The organism is Ideonella sp. A 288 (assembly GCF_002198735.1).
GTDB lineage: Bacteria > Pseudomonadota > Gammaproteobacteria > Burkholderiales > Burkholderiaceae_C > Pseudaquabacterium.
In genome coordinates this window covers 21017-41184 of record NZ_MWLO01000132.1, presented here as the reverse complement: position 1 = coordinate 41184, position 20168 = coordinate 21017, and the positions used below count along the sequence as shown (strand labels likewise).

Below are 20168 nucleotides of genomic sequence, written 5' to 3'. Positions count from 1 at the left end.
GTCATCGCCAGATGTGGGCCGTGGCGGCGTCGAAGGGGTGGGTGGTCCGCCAGTGGCGGGCGATGTCGATGCGCCGCGTCACCCACACCCGGTCGTGCGACTGGACGTGGTCGAGGAAGCGCTGCAGCGCGCGCATGCGGCCGGGCCGGCCGAGCAGGCGGCAGTGCATGCCGATGGACAGCATGGCCGGGTGCTCGTCGCCTTCGGCATAGAGCACATCGAAGCTGTCGCGCAGGTACTGGAAGAACTCGTCGCCATGGCTGTAGCCCTGCGGCAGCGCGAAGCGCATGTCGTTGGCGTCCAGCGTGTAGGGCACCACCAGCTGCGGTGCCAGGGTGCCGTCGGTCTTTTTCACCTGCAGCCAAAAGGGCAGGTCGTCGCCGTAGTAGTCGCTGTCGTACTCGAAGCCACCGAAGTCGGCCACCAGCCGGCGGGTGTTGGGGCTGTCGCGGCCGGTGTACCAGCCGGCGCCGTGCAGCGCGCGCGACGCATCGCCGGTGAGGCGGGCGATGATGGCCATGCCGCGCGCCATGTGCTCGCGCTCGACCGCCTCGTCCAGGCCCTGGTAGTGGATCCAGCGCCAGCCGTGGCAGGCGATCTCGTGGCCCAGTTCCATGAAAGCGGCCGTGACCTCGGGGCAGCGTTCCAGCGCCATCGACACGCCGAACACCGTGAGCGGCAGGCCGCGGCGCTCGAACTCGCGCAGCAGGCGCCACACGCCGACACGCGAGCCGTACTCGTAGATGCCCTCCATGCTCAGGTGCCGCGCGGCGAAGGCCGGCGGGTTGAACATCTCGGACAGGAACTGCTCGCTGCCGGCGTCGCCGTGCAGCACGCTGTTCTCGCCGCCCTCTTCGTAGTTGAGGACGAACTGCACGGCGATGCGGGCCTGGCCAGGCCATTGCGCGTGCGGGGGGTGGCGGCCGTGGCCGCGCAGGTCGCGGGGGTAGGGTGGAGTGGTCATGTGGTTTCGGGGGTAGGCCGCAGCACGTCGGCCAGGTCGGTGTGGCGGGGTTCGAGGCGAAGGTTGCGCTCGACGTTGCCGAGGTGGCCTTCCATCAGCCGCGTGGCCGCGCGCACGTCGCGCCGCGACAGCGCGTCGACGATGGCCACGTGCTCGGACTGCGAGGCCTCGGCCGAGTGCGCCGACTGGTACATCAGCGACACCAGCGACGAGCGCGACAGCAGGTCGTCGAGCAGTTCGGCCAGCACCTCGTTGCCGAGCATGCGGGCCAGCACCACGTGGAAGTCGGCCAGCAGCCGGGTGCGGCCGGGCACGTCGGTGCGGGCCACCGCCTCGGCCTCGGCGCGCAGGTGCTCGCGCAGCACCTGCACCTGCTCGTCGGTGATGACGCGGCACAGCTCGCGCACCAGCGCCGATTCGATGAGGGCGCGCACCTCGAACACCTGGCGCGCCTCTTCGATGGACGGCTGGCGCACGAAGGCACCACGGGCCGGCTCGAGCACGATGAGGCGGTCGCGCGAGAGCTGGTTCAGCGCCTGGCGCACCACCGTGCGCGAGACCTGGAAGATGTCGGCGATCTGCTGCTCGGCGAGCTTGGTGCCGGGCATCAGCCGGCGCTCGACGATGGCGGTGGTGATGGCCTCGGCGATGCGGCGGGTGGTGGTGCTGGCGGCCGGGCCGGCGGCCGTGTCGGCCGGGGCGCTGGCCTTGCGCAGCACGGCCCCGGCATCGCGGGAGGCCGGCTCGGCCCGCACCGCCGCCGCGCCGCGTTGCGGAGGGCGGACCGGCGCGCCGGCCTTCGGACGGGCGGGCACGGTTTTCGCTCGGACGGCTTTGGTGCGGGTCGGCGTGCGCGGCATGGTCAGGGTTGACGAGCAGATGCGGTGTATGCCAAAGTGTATACACTTTGATCGCGCCTGCCAAACCCCTTTCCGGCCACCCAGCCGGCGATTGGGCAGGCGCCCACCGCGGAGAACTGCAGACGATGGCCGGCCTCACCACCCATGTGCTCGACACGATGAACGGTTGCCCCGCCGCTGGCATGGCCGTGGCGCTGTACCGCATCGAGGCCTCGGGCCCGGTGCAGATCCGGTCGCTGACGCTCAATGCCGATGGTCGCGGCGATGGCCCGCTGCTCACCGGTGCCGATTTCGCCAAGGGCCGCTACCGCCTGGTCTTCGGCGTGGCGGCCTACTTCCGCGCTCGCGGCGTCGAATTGCCTGATCCCCCTTTCCTCGACGAGGTGCCGCTCGACTTCGGCATCGCCGACCTCTCGTCGCACTACCACGTGCCGCTGCTCGCGAGCCCCTGGAGCTGCGCCACCTATCGCGGCAGCTGAACGCTGGCACGCCGGTTGCGTCTGTCCGCCATCGCCATCGCCATCGCCATCGCCATCGTCCCGAGGAGTCCTCCATGACCGTTCGCCGCACCGTCCTGGGCCTGGCCGTCGCCGGCCTGCTGGCCGCCCCCGCCTGGGCCGCCTGGCCCGAGAAGCCGATCCGCATCGTCGTCACCTTCGGTGCGGGTGGCGCCAGCGACATCGTCGCGCGGGCCATCTCCGAGCCGCTGTCCAAGGCGCTGGGCCAGCCGGTCATCGTCGATAACAAGCCTGGCGCCGGCGGCACGCTCGGCGGCACCGAGGTGGTGCGTGCCGCACCCGATGGCTACACGCTGATGCTGTCGAACAGCACGCCGCTGTCGATCGGCCCGTGGACGGTGCCCAAGCTGCCCTACGACCCCGTCAAGCAGTTCACCCACATCGCGATGCTGGGCGTGGCGCCGGTGGCGATCATGGCCAACCCCAAGGCTGGCATCGGCACGCTGAAGGACCTGCCCAAGGTGCAGGCCTTCGGCAGCGGCGGCCCGGGCTCCATCGGCCACATCGTCGGCGAGATGGCCAAGAGCGCGATGAAGTTCCAGATGCAGCACGTGCCTTACCGCGGTGGCGCGCCGATGGCCACCGACCTGATCGCCGGCACCATCCCGGTGGGCATCGACGTGCTGACGGCCTTCGTGCCGATGATCAAGCAAGGCCAGATCAAGGCGCTGGCCGTCACCACGCGCACGCGCTCGCCGCTGCTGCCCGACGTGCCCACGGTGGTCGAACTGGGCCTGCCGCAACTGGTGGCCGAGAACTACTTCGGTGTCTCCGGCCCGGCCAACCTGCCCAAGGACGTGGTCGACAAGCTGGCCACGGCGCTGGCCGCCATCGTGGCCGACCCGGCCATCGTCAAGCGCTTCGAAGAACTGGCCATCACCACCGTGAAGATGAGCTCGTCCGACTTCGCCCACCTGGTCGAAAAGCAGATTGCCGACTGGGCGCCCGCCCTGAAGGCCGCCGACATCAAGCCTTAGCACGCGACACGGTCGCCGTGGGCCAGGGGCCGGCTTCGCTGCCGGCCCGCAGCGCGACCTTCCGAACCCCGCTCACAGCGCCCGCTGTGGTGAGCCCACAAAGGAGCCGCGCATGGAAGCGTACCTTCTCGACTGGGCCAACCTGCTGTTGCGCTGGCTGCACGTCATCACCGCCATCGCCTGGGTCGGCTCGAGCTTCTACTTCGTCTGGCTCGACAACCACCTGATCCGCCCGAAGTCGCCCGACCTGCTCGAGAAGGGCGTCGACGGCGCGTTGTGGGCGGTGCACGGCGGCGGGTTCTACAACCCGCAGAAGTACATGGTGGCGCCCCGGAAGATCCACACCGAGCTGCACTGGTTCTACTGGGAGAGCTACTCCACCTGGCTGTCGGGCTTTGCGCTGTTCACGGTGCTGTACCTGTGGAACGCCACCACCTTCCTGGTGGACAAGAGCGTCTACGCCTGGAGCGCTCAGGGCGCAGTGGCGGCGGCGCTGGGCTTCCTGGTGGTGTTCTGGCTGGTGTACGACGGCATCTGCCGCGTGCTGGGGGCCGGGCCCGAGGCCGACAAGAAGGTCGGCGCGCTGGTGTTCGCGTTCATCGTCTTCGCGTCGTGGCTGGCCTGCCAGCTGTTCGCCGGCCGCGCGGCCTTCCTGCTGGTGGGCGCGATGATGGCCACGGCGATGAGCGCCAACGTGTTCTTCTGGATCATCCCGGGGCAGCGCAAGGTGATCGCCGCGATGGAGGCCAAACAGCCGACCGACCCGGTGCACGGCAAGCGCGGCAAGCAGCGCAGCACGCACAACACCTACTTCACCTTGCCGGTGCTGTTCGCGATGCTCAGCAACCACTACGGCCAGCTCTACGGCCACCGCCACAACTGGGTCATCCTGGTGCTGGTGATGCTGGCCGGCGCGTTGGTGCGGCAATTCTTCGTGGCGCGCCACAAGACCCACATGGCCGGCAAGCCCGAGCCCTGGCACTGGGCGGCGGCGGGCGTGGCGCCGCTGCTCGTGCTGATCGTGTGGCTGGCGCCGTGGGGTTCGCTGGGTGCCGACCGCCAGGCTGCCGCGCCGGCGACATTCGCCCAGGTGCAGGCCATCGTGCAGCAGCGCTGCGTGATGTGCCACAACGAGCAGTTGCAGCAGAAGGGCGTGGCGCTGCACACGCCCGAGCTGATCGCCCGGCATGCGCCGGCGATGAACCAGCAGGCGGTGGTGCAGAAGACCATGCCGCTGAACAACGCCACCCAGATCACCGACGACGAACGCGCGCTGCTCGGCCGCTGGTTTGCCGCCGGCGCCCCCACGAAATGAGCCGGGCCGGGCCCGCAACAACGAGGAGACACCCATGAACACCACGGCAGTCCATCCGGTGGACGAGAAACTGCCCACAGGCCGCCTGGCCGCGCTGGGCCTGCAGCATGTGCTGGTGATGTACGCCGGCGCCATCGCCGTGCCGCTGATCGTCGGGCGCGCGCTCAAGCTCACGCCCGAGCAGGTGGCGCTGCTGATCTCGGCCGACTTGTTCGCCTGCGGCCTGGTCACGCTGATCCAGTCGATGGGCATGACGCGCTGGTTCGGCATCAAGCTGCCGGTGATGATGGGCGTCACCTTCGCCGCGGTGGGGCCCATGGTGGCCTTCGCCAACGCCATGCCGGGGGTCGACGGCGCCCGCGCCATCTTCGGCGCCATCATCGGCGCGGGCCTCATTTCGATGGTCATCGCGCCAATCGTCAGCAAGCTGCTGCGCTACTTTCCGCCGGTGGTCACCGGCACCATCATCGCGATCATCGGCATCAGCCTGATGCGCGTGGGCGTGGGCTGGGCCATGGGCGGTCCGGCCCCGCTGGCCCAGAGCGTGGACGTGCCCAAGCTGGTGGCCATGGTCGATGGCGCCAAGGCCGCGGCCGCTGCCGCCGCGGCGTCGGCGGCCCTCACCGGTGCCTCGGCGCCGGCGATGCGCCTGCCGGGCCCGATCCCGATGGTCAACAACGCCGGCTACGGCGCGCTCGACAACCTGGCCGTGGCCGGGTTGGTGCTGCTGGCCATCCTGCTGCTGGTGAGGTTCACCAAGGGCTTCCTCGCCAACATCTCGGTGCTGCTGGGCATCGTGCTGGGCTGCGTGGTCGCGATGGCGATGGGCAAGATGAGCTTCGACAAGGTGGGCAAGGCGCACTGGTTCGACATCGTCACGCCCTTCGCCTTCGGCCCGCCCACCTTCGACCCGCTGATGATCCTGACGATGACGCTGGTGATGATCGTCGTGATGATCGAATCCACCGGCATGTTCCTCGCGCTGTCCGACATCACCGGCAAGCCGATCGGCCAGCCCGAACTGGCCGCCGGCCTGCGCACCGACGGCCTGGGCACGCTGATCGGCGGCATCTTCAACACCTTCCCGTACACCAGCTTCTCGCAGAACGTGGGCCTGGTGGGCGTCACCGGTGTGCGCAGCCGCTGGGTCTGCGTGGCCGGTGGCCTGATCATGCTGGTGCTGGGCATGCTGCCGAAGATGGCGGCCTTCGTCGAGGCGATCCCGCAGTTCGTGCTCGGCGGCGCCGGGCTGGTGATGTTCGGCATGGTGGCGGCCACCGGCATCCGCATCCTGTCCACCGTGGACTACAAGCACAACCGCAACAACCTCTACATCGTCGCGCTGTCGATCGGCTTCGGCCTCATCCCGCTGGTGGCACCGCGCTGGACGCAGCACATGGCGCATGGCCTGCACCCGCTGCTGGAAAGCGGCATCCTGCTCACCGCGGTGGCGGCGGTGGTGCTGAACCTGTTCTTCAACGGCACCCGCGGCGACGAGCGTGGCGCCATCGAAGCCGCCCGGGTGGCCGAGGCGCACTGACCCAGGTGCGGCCGGGCGCGGCCGCCGCCAAGCGGCCGCAGGCCCGCGTCGATGGCCCCTGCCATCGCGGGGAGGAGCCTTGCCGCGGCCTTGGCGGTGTCAGGGTGGATGAGCACAATCGCGCCCCATGATCGAACTGCTCACCAACCCCCAGGCCTGGATCGCCTTCGCCACCCTCACCGCGCTCGAGCTGGTGCTGGGCATCGACAACATCATCTTCATCTCGATCCTGGTCGACAAGCTGCCGAAAGAGCAGCGCGAGTTCGCCCGCCGGATCGGCCTGTTCATGGCCATGTTCATGCGCATCGGCCTGCTGCTGGTGCTGGCCTGGATCGTCGGGCTGGTGGCGCCGCTGTTCACCGTGCTGGGCCAGGAGATTTCGGGACGAGACCTGATCCTCATCCTGGGTGGCCTCTTCCTGATCTGGAAGAGCACCGGCGAGATCCACCAGTCGCTCGAAGGCGAGGAAGAACATGCCTCGAGTGCCGTCAAGGCTACGTTCAGCGCCGTGATCCTGCAGATCATGATCGTCGACCTGGTGTTCTCGCTCGACTCGATCATCACCGCGGTGGGCATGGTCGATGACGTGAAGGTGATGATCGCGGCGGTCATCGCCTCAGTGGGCTTGATGATGGTGTTTGCCGGTGCGATCGGCCGCTTCGTGTCCGACCACCCGACCATCAAGATGCTGGCGCTGTCGTTCCTGGTGGTGGTGGGCGTCGTGCTGGTCGCCGAAGGTTTCGGCCACCATGTGCCCAAGGGCTACGTGTACTTCGGCATGGCCTTCTCGCTCGGCGTCGAGATGCTCAACATCCGCATGCGCAAGCGCTCGGCCAAGCCGGTGCAACTGCACCCGCCGCACATCCCGGGCGACTGAGCCCGGGCGGCCGGAGGCAGGCGCCTCGGGGCGCCTCGGCGTCCGGCTGGTGCGACTTCGCTTGCACTGCCGCGTGCAAGTCCTTGATCGGTGGTCGACGGCAGGGGGGCGGTGCGCTGCCGCGTGGGTGTTTCCGAGCGGCGACGCCGCAGGGGCCGCGGCGATAATCCGCGCTTCGATTTTCGGGTTCCCACCATGTCGATGGTCAGCAACACCGTGCGCGTCGTGATCGACGGCCGCATCGTCGAGGCGCAGGGCCTGCGCCGCACCACCACGCTGCTCGATTTTCTGCGCGAGCACCAGCACCGCACCGGCACCAAGGAAGGCTGCGCCGAGGGCGACTGCGGCGCCTGCGTGGTGCTGGTGGGCGAGCTCGACGCCGACGGCAAGGGGGTGGACTACATCCCCGTCAACAGCTGCCTGCAACTGCTGCCCTCGGTGGACGGCAAGAGCATCAAGACGGTCGAGAGCCTGCGCCGGCCCGACGGCACGCTGCACCCGGTGCAGCAGGCCATGGTCGGCTGCCACGGCACCCAGTGCGGCTTCTGCACGCCGGGCATCGTGATGAGCCTGGCTGGCCTGATGCAGACCCAGCCCTGCCCCAGCCGCAAGCAGGTCAACGACGCGCTGCAGGGCAACCTGTGCCGCTGCACCGGCTACCGGCCGATCGTCGATGCCGCGCTGCAGGCCGCCGACACGGCGCAGGCCGACCCCGCCGCACTGAAGATCGACGACAGCGCCGACCTTGACGCGCTGCGCGAGATCCGTCGTGACGCCGCACCCACCTACAGCCTCGACGGCGAACTGCTGGTGCAGCCGGTGGTGCGCACCCGCAAGGGCCACCTGTTCCTTTCGCCGTCCTCCGTGGCCGAGGTGGCCCAGGCGCTGGCCGAGCACCCCGAGGCCACGCTGCTGGCCGGCAGCACCGAGATCGGCCTGAAGGTCAACAAGCAGTTCTGGCGGCCCGAGGTCATCGTCTACCTGGGCGGCGTGGCCGAACTGCGCACGGTGCGCACCTCGCCTGCGGCCTGGCACATCGGCGCCGCGGTGCCGCTCGAGCGGGTGATGCACCTCGTTGCGGCCGAGCTGCCCGATTTCGCCGAGGTGCTGCGCCGCTTCGGCTCGCCGCCCATCCGCAGCACCGCCACGCTGGCCGGCAACATCGCCAACGGCTCGCCCATCGGCGACAGCATGCCCTGCCTGATGGCGATGGGCGCCACCCTCACGCTGCGCCAGGGCACCAAGACCCGCCGCGTGCCGATGGACCAGTTCTACACCGGCCTGAAGCAGCACGTGCTGCGGCCCGGCGAGTTCATCGAGGCCATCGAGCTGCCACGGCCGCAGCCCGGCGAGGTGTTCCGCGCGCACAAGGTGAGCAAGCGCTTCGACCAGGACATCTCGGCCAGTTGCTGCGCCATCCGCTACCGGCTCGACGGCGGCGTGCTGCGCGACGTGCGCCTGGCCTACAACGGTGTCACGCCCTACCCGGCGCGGGCGCCGAAGCTCGAGCACGCGCTGGAAGGCCGGCAGCCGCGGCAGGTGACGGCCGCGGCGCTGGATGCGGCGGTGGCCGACAGCTTTCCGGCGCGCGACGGGCTGCGCGCCACCTGGGCCTACCGCGCGCTGGTGGCGCGCAATCTGGTCCTGCGATTCATCGGCAACGAAGAGGAAGCCGTGCAATGAACGCCCCGCAATCCCTCCACACCCTGCTGCAGCCCGGCGGCGCCCTGTCGGGCCAGGAACTGCCGCACGAGTCGGCCGTGCTCCACGTCACTGGCGAGGCCGCCTTCACCGACGACCTGCCCGAACTGCGCGGCACGCTTTACGCGGCGCTGGTCACGTCGCCCGTGGCCCATGGCAGGCTCGTCGGCCCGCACAACGGCGTCGACAAGGCCGCGCTGCTGCGCGAGCACGGCGTGGTGGCGGTGTTCACCGCCGAGGACATCCCGGGCGAGAACAACTGCGGCCCGATCGTCCACGACGATCCCTTCCTGGCGCCCGACGAGGTCAACTACATCGGCCAGGTGGTGGCCGTGGTGGTGGCGCGCGAGATGGTCTATGCCCGCGAGGCGGTGAAGAAGGCCAGGTTGCGCATCGAGCCGCTGCCGGCCATCCTGACCATCGAGGACGCGCTGGCCGCCGAGAGCTGGGTGATGCCGTCCAAGCGCATCCAGCGCGGCGACGCCGCCGCAGCGCTGGATGCGGCGCCCCACCGTTTGAAGGGCAGCACCCGCACCGGCCAGCAGGAGCAGTTCTACCTCGAAGGCCACATCACCTATGCCGTCCCGCGCGAGGACGGCCAGCTCACGCTGTACAGCAGCACCCAGCACCCCGAGGGCAACCAGAAGGAGGCCGCGGCCGCGCTGAACCTGCAGACCAAGGACGTGGAAGTCATCTGCCGCCGCATGGGCGGCGCCTTCGGCGGCAAGGAAGGCAACGCCAGCATCTTCTCGCAGAGTGCGGCGCTGGCGGCGCATCTGCTGAAGAAGCCGGTGAAGCTGCGCGTCAACCGCGACGACGACATGATGATCACCGGCAAGCGCCACGACTTCCGCGTTGACTACGACGTGGGCTTCGACGACGCCGGCCGCATCCTCGGCCTGGACGTGATGCTGGCCTCGCGCTGCGGCTACTCGATGGACTACAGCGGCCCGGTGAACGACCGCGCGCTGCTGCACATCGACAACTGCTACCACCTGCCGAACCTCAGCGTCGTCGGCCACCGCTGCCGCACCCACACGCAGAGCAGCACCGCCTTCCGCGGCTTCGGCGGCCCGCAGGGCATGTTCGGCATCGAGACGGTGATCGACGAGGTGGCCCGCCACCTGGGCAAGGACCCGCTCGACGTGCGCCTGGCCAACCTGTACCGCGCCAGCGACGACCCCGACACCCTGACCACCCAGTACGGTCAGCAGATCGAGGACTGGGTCGGCGACCAGGTGCTGGCCGAGGTGGAGGCGCGCGCCGGCTACCGCGCCCGCCGCGCCGAGATCGCGCAATGGAACGCGGGTCACACCGGCCGCAAGCGCGGCATCGCCATCACGCCGCTGAAGTTCGGCATCAGCTTCACCGCCACGCTGCTGAACCAGGCCGGCGCGCTGGTGAACATCTTCAACGACGGCTCGGTGGCGGTGAACCACGGCGGCACCGAGATGGGCCAGGGCCTGAACACCAAGATCGCCCAGCTCACGGCGGACGAACTGGGCCTGGCGATGGCGCGGGTGCGCGTCACGGCCACCGACACGATGAAGGTGCCCAATGCCTCGGCCACGGCGGCCTCGTCGGGCTTCGACCTCAACGGCGCGGCCGTGCGCGAGGCCTGCCGCCAGCTGCGCGAGCGCCTGCTGCCGGTGGCCGCCACCGAACTGGGCTGCAGCGCCGCGCAGGTGACGTTCGCCGACGACGCGGCCCATGGGCCCGAAGGCCAGCGACTGCCCTTCGCCACGCTGGCCTCCAAGGCCTGGGCGGCGCGCGTCGGCCTGAGCCAGACCGGCTACTACCGCACGCCCGAGATCGGCTACGACCCGGCCAAGCTCTTCGGGCGCGCCTTCTACTACTACTGCTATGGCGCTGCGGTCAGCGAGGTCGAGATCGACACGCTCACCGGCGAATGGTGGCTCACCCGCGCCGACATCGTCCACGACGTTGGCCGCAGCATCAACCCGGCGCTCGACCGCGGCCAGGTCGAGGGCGGCTACATCCAGGGCATGGGCTGGCTGACGATGGAAGAGTGCCTCTGGGACACCAAGGGCCGGCTGCTCACCCACGGCCCCAGCACCTACAAGATCCCGGTGGCCAGCGACGTGCCCGAAGCCTTCCACGTGCACCTGTTCGACGGTGCCAACGTCAAGCCCACGCCCTACAACACCAAGGCCACCGGCGAGCCGCCGCTGATGCTGGCGCTGAGCGTGTTCTTTGCGCTGAAGGATGCGGTCGGCGCGGTGGCGCCGGGTGCCGGGCCGGTGCCGCTGGTGGCGCCGGCCACGCCCGAACGCATCCTGCTGGCCGCGCGGGCCCTGCGCGCCTGAGCCCACGCACCACGGCCCCGGCGCATCGCTGCGCCGGGGCCGTGGTGGCCCGACGGCCGAGGCCGTCAGGCGTTGACCAACCTGGTCAGATCCAGAAGGCGACGCCCATGTATTCCAGGCCGTCGTCGCTGCTCTGGCCGGCCAGGCGCACCGCGTCGTCCACCGGCGCGTAGGTGAAGCTGCCGTACTGGCCCGGCGCGCTGTGGTCCCAGACCACGCCGATGGCGGTGGTGCCGCCCGAGGCGCCGTCGCGGTAAGCGTGGAAGGCCTCGCCGTGGAACTCGACCTCGGGGTGGTTCTGCACCAGCGAATCCTTCACCTTGTCGTCGGCCGTCCAGTAGTAGACGTCGGAGGCGGCGTCGTGGAAGCGGTACACCGCCACGGTGCTGGCCGACGCCGCCGGCGCGGTCACCGTCAGGTCGATGCTGGACTTGTGCACTTCGCTGCCCCAGTGCTCGACCTCGACCGAGTCGTCAGTGAAGATCAACTGCTTGCTCTGCGAGTTCTGGAACAGCTTCAGGACATGATGGCCCTTGTCGTCCAGCATGTCGTGGTTGGGACCATCGTCGGAACCCGAGGTGAGGCCGCCCTTGTCGTCGCCGACGTCGTGGGTGGCCGGGTCGTCAGACCCCGAGGTGAGGCCGCCCTTGTCGTCGCCCACGTCGTGGGTCGCCGGGTCGTCCGAGCCGGTCGTGAGCCCGCCCTTGTCGTCGACGACGGTGCCGGTGGACGGCGTGGTGCCCGTGGACGGGGTGGTGCCGCCCTTGTCGTCGCCGACATCGTGGGTGATGGGATCGTCGGCGCCGTTCTTGAGGATGGTGCGCTTGGTGATGAGAGAGTTGGCCATGTGTTGCTCCGGTTGAATCAGTGGACAGAAGGGACCGGGACGGTCCGGTGTCTGGCGGGCTTCAGTTACATCCTGGGAGGTCCTGGGGGCATCCTTGAGGGATCGGTGGACCGTTGGGTGCGACTGGAGCTCGCCATGTCCTTTCTTGTCGCAACATGCGGGCCAGAAAAATGGGCAGGCGTGCCAGTTGGCCCAGCCGGCGAGGCGATGTATCAGCGTGCCGACCCCCCGAAAAGGGCTCCTCGCCAGAGGCGTCAGAGGGGTGGCGAGGGCTGGCTGCGGGGTGCCGGCGGGGTGCCGGAACCGCGTGCCGAAGGTCACTTCGGGCTGAACCAGGCTGAACGGCGCGCCGCGCCGGGTGCCCTTCGGCAGGCCGATCGGGTGGGGTCACGCGGCCCGGTTGGGGGACTTCACGCGGGGGTGCCGGGGCTGCTGCCCCAGGGCCGTCTGATACGTTGGCCACACACCTGGTTACCGCCGACACATGGCCCGTTCAGGTGGCGGTGGGCGCCCCAGCGGGCGCCTTGACATCGGTTCAGTGCAGCGCCGACAGGAACTGCCTCAACTCGGGCGTCTGCGGCGCGCCGAACAGCTGCTCGGGCGGGCCCATCTCGTGGATGCGGCCGGCGTGCATGAACACCACGCGGTCGCTCACCTTGCGGGCGAAGCCCATCTCGTGCGTCACCATCAGCAGCGTCATGCCCTCGTCGGCCAGCGTCTCGACGACGCGCAGCACCTCGCCCACCAGTTCGGGGTCGAGCGCCGAGGTGATCTCGTCGCACAGCATCACGCTGGGCTCCATGGCCAGCGCGCGGGCGATGGCCACCCGCTGCTGCTGTCCGCCCGAGAGCTGGTCGGGCCAGGCGTCGAATTTCTCGGCCAGGCCCACGCGCTCCAGCAGCTTGCGGGCCTGCACGGCCGCGGCGTCGCCGTTGCGCTGCTTCACCAGCGTGGGCGCCAGCATCACGTTGCGGCCCACGCTGAGGTGCGGGAACAGGTTGAAGCTCTGGAAGATCATGCCCACGTGCTGGCGCAGCGCGCGCATCGCGGCGGCGTTGCCGTGCTTCAGCGGCTGTCCGTCCACCTGCAGGTCGCCCTGCTGGAAGGCCTCGAGGCCGTTGATGCATCGCAGCAGCGTGCTCTTGCCCGAGCCGCTCTTGCCGATGATGGCCACCACCTCGCCGCGGGCCACCTCGAAATCGATGCCCTTGAGCACTTCGTTATCGCCGAAGCGCTTGCGCAGCCCGCGGATGCTGACGATGGGTTCAGTGGCCACGGCGGAGGGTCCTTTCGAGCTTGCGGCTGTAGGCCGACACCGGCCAGCACAGCGCGAAGTACAGCAGCGCCACGCAGGCGTACACGGTGAAGGGCCGGAAGGTGGCGTTGGTGATCATCGTGCCGGCCTTGGTGAGCTCGACGAAGCCGATCACCGAGGCCAGCGCCGTGCCCTTGATCACCTGCACCAGGAAGCCCACCGTGGGCGGGATGGCGATGCGCATGGCCTGCGGGCCGATCACGTGGCGCAGCGTCTCGCCGAAGCTCATGGCCAGGCTCTCCGAGGCCTCCCACTGGCCCCTGGGCACGGCGGCGACGCAGCCGCGCCAGATCTCGGTGAGGAAGGCGCTGCTGTACAACGTGAGCGCCACGCCCGCGGCCACCCAGGCCGACACGTTCAGGCCCAGCAGCGCCAGGCCGAAGTAGGCCAGGAACAGCTGCATCAGCAGCGGCGTGCCCTGGAACACCTGCACGTACAGCGCCACGCCGCGCTGCGCCCCCGGCCAATGGGCCAGTCGGGCCAGCAGCAGCGCACCACCCACCAGGCCGCCGCCGGCGAAGGCGATGAGCGACAGCCCCACCGTCCAGCGCGCGGCCAGCAGCAGGTTGCGGAAGATGTCCCAGAGCGAGAAGTCGACCATGGCACGTGCCGCTTCAGCGTCCGGCCGGCGGCGTGCGGCCGAAGATCCAGCGCGGCCCGGCCCAGAACAGCAGCTGGCGCACGCCGATGGACAGCATCAGGTAGATCGCGGTGGCCACGATGGTGGCCTCGAAGGCGCGGAAGTTGCGGCTCTGGATCAGGTTGGCGGCATAGCTCAGCTCCTGTGCAGAGATCTGCCCGCACACCGCCGAGCCCAGCATCACGATGACGATCTGGCTCACCATCGCTGGCCACACCCGGGCCAGCGCCGGCGGCAGCACCACTCGGGTGATCACCTGGAACTCGGTCATGGCCAGGCTGCGTGCGGCCTCGAACTGCCCGCGCGGCGTGCCCTCGATGCCGGCGCGGGCGATCTCGGCCGCGTAGGCGCCCAGGTTCACCACCATCGCGATGATCGAGGCCACCTCGGGCGACAGCTTCACGCCCAGGCTGGGCAGCCCGAAGTAGATGAAGAACAGCTGCACGATGAACGGCGTGTTGCGGATCAGCTCGACGTACACGCCCACCAGGCGCTGCAGCCAGGCCGGGCCCAGCGCCCGCGCCCAGCCGCAGGCCACGCCCACCGACACGCCCACCACCGCCGCGGTGGCGCTCAGCCCCAGCGTGAAGCCGGCGCCGCGCAGCAGCGCGGGCCAGTGTTCCAGTACGGCGGGGAAATCGAGCGCGATCACTCGCCGAGGCTCAGTTCGGCAAGTCGCCAGCGGGTCGGCCCAGCCACTTGTTGGCCATTTTGTCCAGGTCGCCACTGGCCTTGGCCGCGGCGATGACCTCGTTGACCTTGGCGCGCAGCTTGTCCTCGCCCTTGCCCACGCCGATGAAGTTGGGCGAATCCTTCAGCACGAACTTGTACTCGGTGGCCAGTTGCGGGTTGCGGGCCATCAGGTTGCCGGCCACCGAGGCGCCGGTGGCGATGGCCTGCACCTGACCCGAGACGAAGGCCGAGACGGTGGCGTTGTTGTCCTCGAAGCGCTTGACGTCGGCGCTGGCCGGGGCCAGCTTGGTGAGTTCCATGTCCTCGATGGCGCCACGGGTGACGCCGATCGACTTGCCTGCCAGGTCGGCCGGGGTCTTGATGGCCACCGACTTGGCGGCGAACACGGCCTGGAAGAAGGGCGAGTAGGCCGCGGTGAAGTCGATCACCTTCTCGCGCTCGGCGTTCTTGCCGAGTGTGGAGATCACCAGGTCGGCCTTCTTGGTCTGCAGGTAGGGGATGCGGTTGGCGCTGGTCACCGGCACCAGTTCGAGCTTGACGCCCAGCTTCGCGGCGATCAGTGCGGCCATGTCGACGTCCAGGCCCTGCGGCTTCAGGTCGGTGCCCACGAAGCCGTAGGGCGGGAAGTCGGTCGGCACGGCGATGTTGATGACCTTGCGGGCCATCACGTCGTCCAGCGCGGTCTGGGCCTGGGCGGCCAGCGGCGCGAGCATCGCGAGGCCCAACACGGCGGTGCCGAGGCCGAACGAACGGCGTTGCATCATGGGGTTCTCCTGAGGGCGCCGGACGGCGTTGCCGCGGCGTGGCGGGGGGTGGACGGGGGGTGCACCACCCATTGCACGATCGGTGCCAACGCCGGCCCTGCCCGGGTGCGCGAGGCCCCGGCCGCGGTCTCCACCCAGCCGCCGCGCAGACCGCGGCGGCCACGCCTCAACGGCGCGTGGCGCCCGACGCGAAGCGTTCGGCGATGGCGTCGAGCAACTGCATCAGATGGCCCTGCAGGCGGTCGAAGCCGGCGTGCTTCGGCCCGCGGTTGCCGTCCATGTACAGGCGCTTGTTCACCTCCACCTGCAGGCTGTGGCGGCCGGCGGCGGGGTGGCTGTAGGCGCGCACCAGTTCCACCCCCTTGAACGGGTCGTTGACCTTCACGTCGTAGCCCAGATCGGCCAGCACCCCGCGCACGAACTCGGTGAACGCGGGGTCGCAAGTGGTGCCATCGCGGTCGCCCAGCACCATGTCGGCGCGTGCGACGCCGGCGCCCCCCTCGCCCATGGTGCCGCTGACGGCGTTCATCGAGTGGCAGTTGAGGTGGTAGACCACGCCGTGCGCGGCGCGGGTGTCGTCGATCAGCCGGCGCAGGGCCTCGTGGTAGGGGCGGTGGCAGCGCTCGATGCGCCCGCGCACCTCGTCCACCGACAGGCGCCGGTCGTAGATCGGCGTGCCGTCGTCCAGCGTGCGCCACAGCAGGGCCTTGCCGATGCGCGCCTTGCCGCTGGGCAGGTGCGCGTCGGGCCAATGGCCGCCGTCTAGCAGCGCCAGGTCGACATCGCCGGCGTGCCGGTTGGGGTCGAGGTAGGTGCGCGGGAACTGCGCCGCCAGCAGCGGGATGCCGCGCGCGGTGGCCGGCAGGTACAGCTCGTCGATGAAGCAGTCTTCGCCATCGCGCAGCGCGTCGTCGGGCACCGCGGCACGGAAGTCGCTAGGCATGTGGTACCCCGAATGCGGGGAATCCAGCACGATCGGCCGCGCGGCCCGGGCCGGACCATGCACGACCAGCACATGTTCTTCCATCGGGCGAGTATGCGCGATGCCCTCGACGAGCCGCCCCGCACCATGCTGGGGTGGACCCGGATGCCGACGCCCAGTCGCAAGGACTAGCATGCCCCGGCATCCGTCACCCCACGACACAGGAATCACCGCCATGCATGAACACGATCTTCGCCGACTGATCGAGGACGTCCGCGAGGGCTCGCTGCCGCGGCGCAGCTTCATCGGGCAGATGGTGTCGCTGGGCCTGAGCGCGCCGATGGCGTCGATGATGCTGATGCACGCGGGCGTGGCCCAGGCCCAGGCGACGCCGGCCTACAAGCCCACCAAACGCGGTGGCGGCGGTACCCTGAAGGCGCTGTTCTGGCAGGGCGCCACGCTGCTGCAGCCGCACTTCGCCAATGGCACGAAGGACCAGGAGGGCTCGCGCATCTTCTACGAGCCGCTGGCCAGCTGGGACAACGACGGCAACCTCGTGCCCATCCTCGCCGCCGAGATCCCCACGCGCGAGAACGGCGGCCTCACGCCCGACGGCAAGTCGGTGGTCTGGAAGCTCAAGAAGGGCGTCACCTGGCACGACGGCCAGCCCTTCACCGCCGACGACTGCATCTTCACCTGGGAGTTCGCCAAGGACCCGGCCACGGCCGCGATCACCAGCAAGGTCTACCAGGACGTCGTCTGCACCAAGGTCGACTCGCACACCTTCCGCGTCACCTACCCGAAGCCCACGCCGTTCTGGGCCCAGCCGTTCGTCGCCTCGGACGGCATGATCATCCCGAAGCACCTGTTCGCGCCCTACCTCGGCGCCAAGTCGCGCGAGGCCCCCAACAACCTCAAGCCGGTGGGCACGGGGCCCTACAAGTTCGTCGACTTCAAGCCGGGCGACATGGTGCGCGGCGAGATCAACCCGAACTACCACATGGCCAACCGGCCCTTCTTCGACGCCATCGAGGTCAAGGGCGGCGGTGATGCGCCGTCGGCCGCGCGCGCGGTGCTGCAGACCGGCGAGTACGACTACGCCTGGAACCTGCAGGTCGAGGACGAGGTGCTCAAGCGCATGGAGGCCGGCGGCAAGGGCCGCGCCCACGTCATCCCCAGTGGCGACATCGAGTTCGTCCAGCTCAACCTGCTCGACCCCTGGACCGAGGTCGAGGGCGAGCGCGCCCACCTCAAGACCAAGCACTTCGCCTTCACCGACCCGGCGGTGCGCGAGGCCATGTCGATGCTGTGCGACCGCAAGGGCATCCAGGAGAACATCTACGGTCGCACCGGCATCGCCACCAGCAACTTCCTCAACAACCCGGCCAAGTTCCGCTCGCCCAACACCAAGTACGAGTTCAACATCGACAAGGCCGGCCAGCTGCTCGATGCGGCGGGCTGGAAGAAGGGCGCCGATGGCGTGCGCGAGAAGGGCGGCAAGAAGCTCAAGTTCGTCTTCCAGACCTCGGTCAACTCACTGCGCCAGAAGGAGCAGGCCGTTATCAAGCAGGCCTGCCAGAAGGCCGGCATCGATCTCGAGCTGAAGTCGGTCACCGCCAGCGTGTTCTTCTCGTCGGACGTCGGCAACCCCGACACCTACGGCAAGTTCTGGTGCGACATGCAGATGTACACCACCACGATGACCCAGCCCGACCCCGAGCGCTTCATGGACCAGTACCTGGCCAAGGAAGCGTCCACCAAGGCCAACAAGTGGCTGGGCCGGAACATCACGCGCTGGAGCAGCGACGAGTACGAGAAGACCTACGTCGCCGCCGAATCCGAGCTCGACCCGGTCAAGCGCGCCGCCCTGTTCATCCGCCTGAACGACCTGCCGATCAAGGACAACGTGATCATCCCGCTGATCAGCCGGCCACGCGTGCGCGGTGCGAGCCTCAAGCTGGTGTCGGCGCTGTCGGGCTGGGACCTCGACTTCTCGGGCCTGCACAGCTGGTTCAAGGAAGCCTGACGCCCCGCCACCCGGCCACCTGCCGTGGGTCCCTACATCCTGCGGCGCCTGCTGCTTGCCGTGCCCAGCCTGCTGGGCATCAGCGTGGTGCTGTACACCGTGCTGGCGCTGGCGCCGGGCGATCCGTTCGGCGAGATCGCCCTCAACCCCAACGTGCCGGCCGAGGTGAAGCTGGCGCTGCGCGCCAAGTTCGGTCTCGACGACCCGGTGTGGCAGCGCTACTTCCGCTGGCTGGCGGCCATGCTGCAGGGCGACTGGGGCTTCTCGTTCATCAGCCGCGTCGATGTCGACACCCTCATCCTGCAGCGCGTGCCGGTCACGCTGGCGGTCATCGGCGCGTCGCAGTTGCTGGCGCTGTGCATCGCGCTGCCGGTGGGCATCTACTCCGCGGTCAAGCCCTATTCGCTGTTCGACCGCCTGGCCAGCCTGTTCGCCTTCGTCGGCTTCTCGCTGCCCACCTTCTTCACCGGCCTCCTGCTGATCCTGCTGTTCTCGATCAAGCTCGACTGGCTGCCCTTCGTCTACCGCGCCGACATCTCGGCCACCGGCTGGCAGTGGTGGTGGGAGCACCTGCGCCAGTCCATCATGCCGGTGATGGTGCTGGGCCTGTTCCAGGGCGCCAGCTGGACGCGCTACGTGCGTTCGTCCATGCTCGACGTGGTGCGGCTCGACCATGTCACCACCGCGCGCAGCAAGGGCCTGGCCGAGCGCGTGGTGGTGATGAAGCACGTGGTGCGCAACGCGATGATCCCGGTGGTCACGCTGGTGGCGCTGACCATGCCGCAGGTCTTCGGCGGGGCCATCGTCACCGAGCAGATCTTCCGCATCCCCGGCATCGGCTCGCTGCTGATCGATGCCATCCTGCGCAACGACACGCCGGTCATCATGGCGGTGACCTTCGTCTTCTCGTGCCTCGTGATCTTCTTCAACCTGGTGGCTGACCTGCTCTATGGCTGGCTCGATCCCCGCATCTCCTACCGCTGAGGCACTGGCCTCGGCGCGCCACGTGTCGCCCGGCCGCGAGGCCTGGCGGCGCTTTCGCCGCCACAAGATGGCAGTGGCCAGCCTGGTGGTGCTGCTGACCATGGTGCTGCTGGTGGTCTTCGGGCCGCTGGTGTGGAAGCTGCCCATCAACGAGATCGACTTCAGCGCCAAGCTGCAGGGCCCCTCGCTGGCCCACCCGCTGGGCACCGACGACCTCGGCCAGGACCTGCTCGCGCGCATGCTCTACGGCGGCCGCATCTCGCTGGCCGTGGGCCTGGCGGCGATGGCCATGGCCATCCTCGTCGGCGTCACCATCGGGGCCATCGCCGGCATCTCGCGCGGCAGCGTCGATGCTGCGCTGATGTGGCTCACCGACCTGTTCCTGTCGCTGCCGCAGCTGCCGCTGCTGCTGCTGCTGATCTACCTGTTCCGTGATTCGCTCAAGTCGGTCTTCGGCCCCGAGGTGGGCGTGTTCATCATGATCGTGCTGGTGGTCGGCGGCTTCCGCTGGATGCCGGTGGCGCGCCTTGTGCGGGCGCAGTTCTTCAGCCTGCGCGAGAAGGAGTTCGTCGAGGCCGCGCGCGCGCTGGGCGCCAGCACCAGCCGCCAGGTGTGGCGCCACATCCTGCCCAACGCGCTGGGCCCGGTCATCGTGGCCGGCACCATCGACGTGGCCGCCGCCATCATTGCCGAATCCACCCTGTCGTTCCTGGGCCTGGGCTTCCCGCCCGACATCCCCACCTGGGGCCGCATCCTGTTCGACAGCAAGGACTACCTCGACATCGCCGCCCACTGGGCGCTGTTCCCCGGCCTGGCCATCTTCCTGGCCGTGCTGACGATCAACTTCGTCGGCGACGGGCTGCGCGACGCGCTCGACCCGCGCCGCGTGCTCTAGGCT

Annotated in this window: 18 protein-coding genes; 10 read left to right on the top strand and 8 right to left on the bottom strand. The window is 69.3% G+C overall.

Going from position 1 to position 20168, the window contains the following annotated elements; all coding sequences use genetic code 11:
- Position 1 precedes the first annotated feature (1 nt).
- Complete coding sequence (puuE, locus tag EOINJALH_RS18425) at positions 2-964, bottom strand: allantoinase PuuE (protein WP_088282729.1); 963 nt, start codon at positions 962-964, stop codon at positions 2-4.
- The gene (locus EOINJALH_RS18420) at positions 961-1683 is read right to left on the bottom strand and encodes a GntR family transcriptional regulator (RefSeq protein WP_234413918.1); all 723 of its coding nucleotides are present in this window, start codon (positions 1681-1683) and stop codon (positions 961-963) included. Before EOINJALH_RS18420 ends, puuE begins: the two co-directional genes overlap by 4 nt.
- 266 nt (positions 1684-1949) lie before the next feature.
- On the opposite strand from EOINJALH_RS18420, the gene uraH reads away from it, so the two are divergent.
- The 7 genes from uraH to xdhB all read left to right on the top strand — a co-directional run bounded on the left by uraH (position 1950) and on the right by xdhB (position 11079).
- Entirely contained in the window at positions 1950-2303 is a 354-nt protein-coding gene (gene uraH / locus EOINJALH_RS18415; RefSeq protein WP_088282725.1) for a hydroxyisourate hydrolase, read from the top strand.
- Positions 2304-2377: 74 nt separating this feature from the next.
- Positions 2378-3319 carry a tripartite tricarboxylate transporter substrate binding protein gene (locus tag EOINJALH_RS18410; protein WP_088282723.1) on the top strand — a complete coding sequence of 314 codons (942 nt, stop codon included), beginning with the start codon at positions 2378-2380 and terminating at the stop codon, positions 3317-3319.
- 112 nt (positions 3320-3431) lie between these two features.
- Entirely contained in the window at positions 3432-4634 is a 1203-nt protein-coding gene (locus tag EOINJALH_RS18405) for a urate hydroxylase PuuD (protein ID WP_088282721.1), read from the top strand.
- A gap of 34 nt (positions 4635-4668) precedes the next feature.
- Positions 4669-6174, top strand: coding sequence for a nucleobase:cation symporter-2 family protein (locus tag EOINJALH_RS18400; RefSeq protein WP_088282719.1), 1506 nt, complete (start codon positions 4669-4671; stop codon positions 6172-6174).
- Positions 6175-6301: 127 nt separating this feature from the next.
- Complete coding sequence (locus EOINJALH_RS18395) at positions 6302-7051, top strand: TerC family protein (protein WP_088282717.1); 750 nt, start codon at positions 6302-6304, stop codon at positions 7049-7051.
- Between the two features lie 195 nt (positions 7052-7246).
- Complete coding sequence (gene xdhA, locus EOINJALH_RS18390) at positions 7247-8734, top strand: xanthine dehydrogenase small subunit (RefSeq protein ID WP_088282715.1); 1488 nt, start codon at positions 7247-7249, stop codon at positions 8732-8734.
- Positions 8731-11079, top strand: coding sequence for a xanthine dehydrogenase molybdopterin binding subunit (gene xdhB / locus EOINJALH_RS18385; protein ID WP_088282713.1), 2349 nt, complete (start codon positions 8731-8733; stop codon positions 11077-11079). Before xdhA ends, xdhB begins: the two co-directional genes overlap by 4 nt.
- 85 nt (positions 11080-11164) lie before the next feature.
- Here the strand turns inward: xdhB and EOINJALH_RS18380 are convergent, their stop codons facing one another.
- From EOINJALH_RS18380 to EOINJALH_RS18355, 6 genes are all read right to left on the bottom strand, one after another.
- A complete protein-coding gene (locus EOINJALH_RS18380) occupies positions 11165-11926 on the bottom strand; it encodes a hypothetical protein (RefSeq protein WP_088282711.1) in 762 nt (253 codons plus the stop codon).
- Between the two features lie 535 nt (positions 11927-12461).
- On the bottom strand, positions 12462-13202 hold the full coding sequence (locus tag EOINJALH_RS18375; protein WP_088282709.1) for an amino acid ABC transporter ATP-binding protein: 741 nt from the start codon (positions 13200-13202) through the stop codon (positions 12462-12464).
- Positions 13192-13842, bottom strand: coding sequence for an amino acid ABC transporter permease (locus EOINJALH_RS18370; protein ID WP_088282707.1), 651 nt, complete (start codon positions 13840-13842; stop codon positions 13192-13194). The genes EOINJALH_RS18375 and EOINJALH_RS18370 overlap by 11 nt, the downstream gene beginning before the upstream one ends.
- Before the next feature lie 13 nt (positions 13843-13855).
- Positions 13856-14533 (bottom strand): amino acid ABC transporter permease, encoded by a 678-nt coding sequence (locus EOINJALH_RS18365; protein WP_199873418.1) that lies wholly within the window; start codon positions 14531-14533, stop codon positions 13856-13858.
- A gap of 10 nt (positions 14534-14543) precedes the next feature.
- A complete protein-coding gene (locus tag EOINJALH_RS18360; protein WP_404872775.1) occupies positions 14544-15338 on the bottom strand; it encodes a transporter substrate-binding domain-containing protein in 795 nt (264 codons plus the stop codon).
- 166 nt (positions 15339-15504) lie between these two features.
- Entirely contained in the window at positions 15505-16365 is an 861-nt protein-coding gene (locus EOINJALH_RS18355) for an N-formylglutamate amidohydrolase (RefSeq protein ID WP_088282705.1), read from the bottom strand.
- Positions 16366-16495: 130 nt separating this feature from the next.
- Here EOINJALH_RS18355 and EOINJALH_RS18350 point away from each other — a divergent pair, with 130 nt between their 5' ends.
- Genes EOINJALH_RS18350 through EOINJALH_RS18340 form a run of 3 tightly spaced genes read left to right on the top strand, consistent with a single transcriptional unit; the run spans position 16496 to position 20165 of the window.
- On the top strand, positions 16496-18286 hold the full coding sequence (locus EOINJALH_RS18350) for a peptide ABC transporter substrate-binding protein (protein ID WP_088282703.1): 1791 nt from the start codon (positions 16496-16498) through the stop codon (positions 18284-18286).
- A gap of 24 nt (positions 18287-18310) precedes the next feature.
- The gene (locus EOINJALH_RS18345) at positions 18311-19270 is read left to right on the top strand and encodes an ABC transporter permease (protein ID WP_088282701.1); all 960 of its coding nucleotides are present in this window, start codon (positions 18311-18313) and stop codon (positions 19268-19270) included.
- Positions 19236-20165, top strand: coding sequence for an ABC transporter permease (locus EOINJALH_RS18340; protein ID WP_088282699.1), 930 nt, complete (start codon positions 19236-19238; stop codon positions 20163-20165). The genes EOINJALH_RS18345 and EOINJALH_RS18340 overlap by 35 nt, the downstream gene beginning before the upstream one ends.
- The last annotated feature ends 3 nt before the right edge of the window (positions 20166-20168 follow it).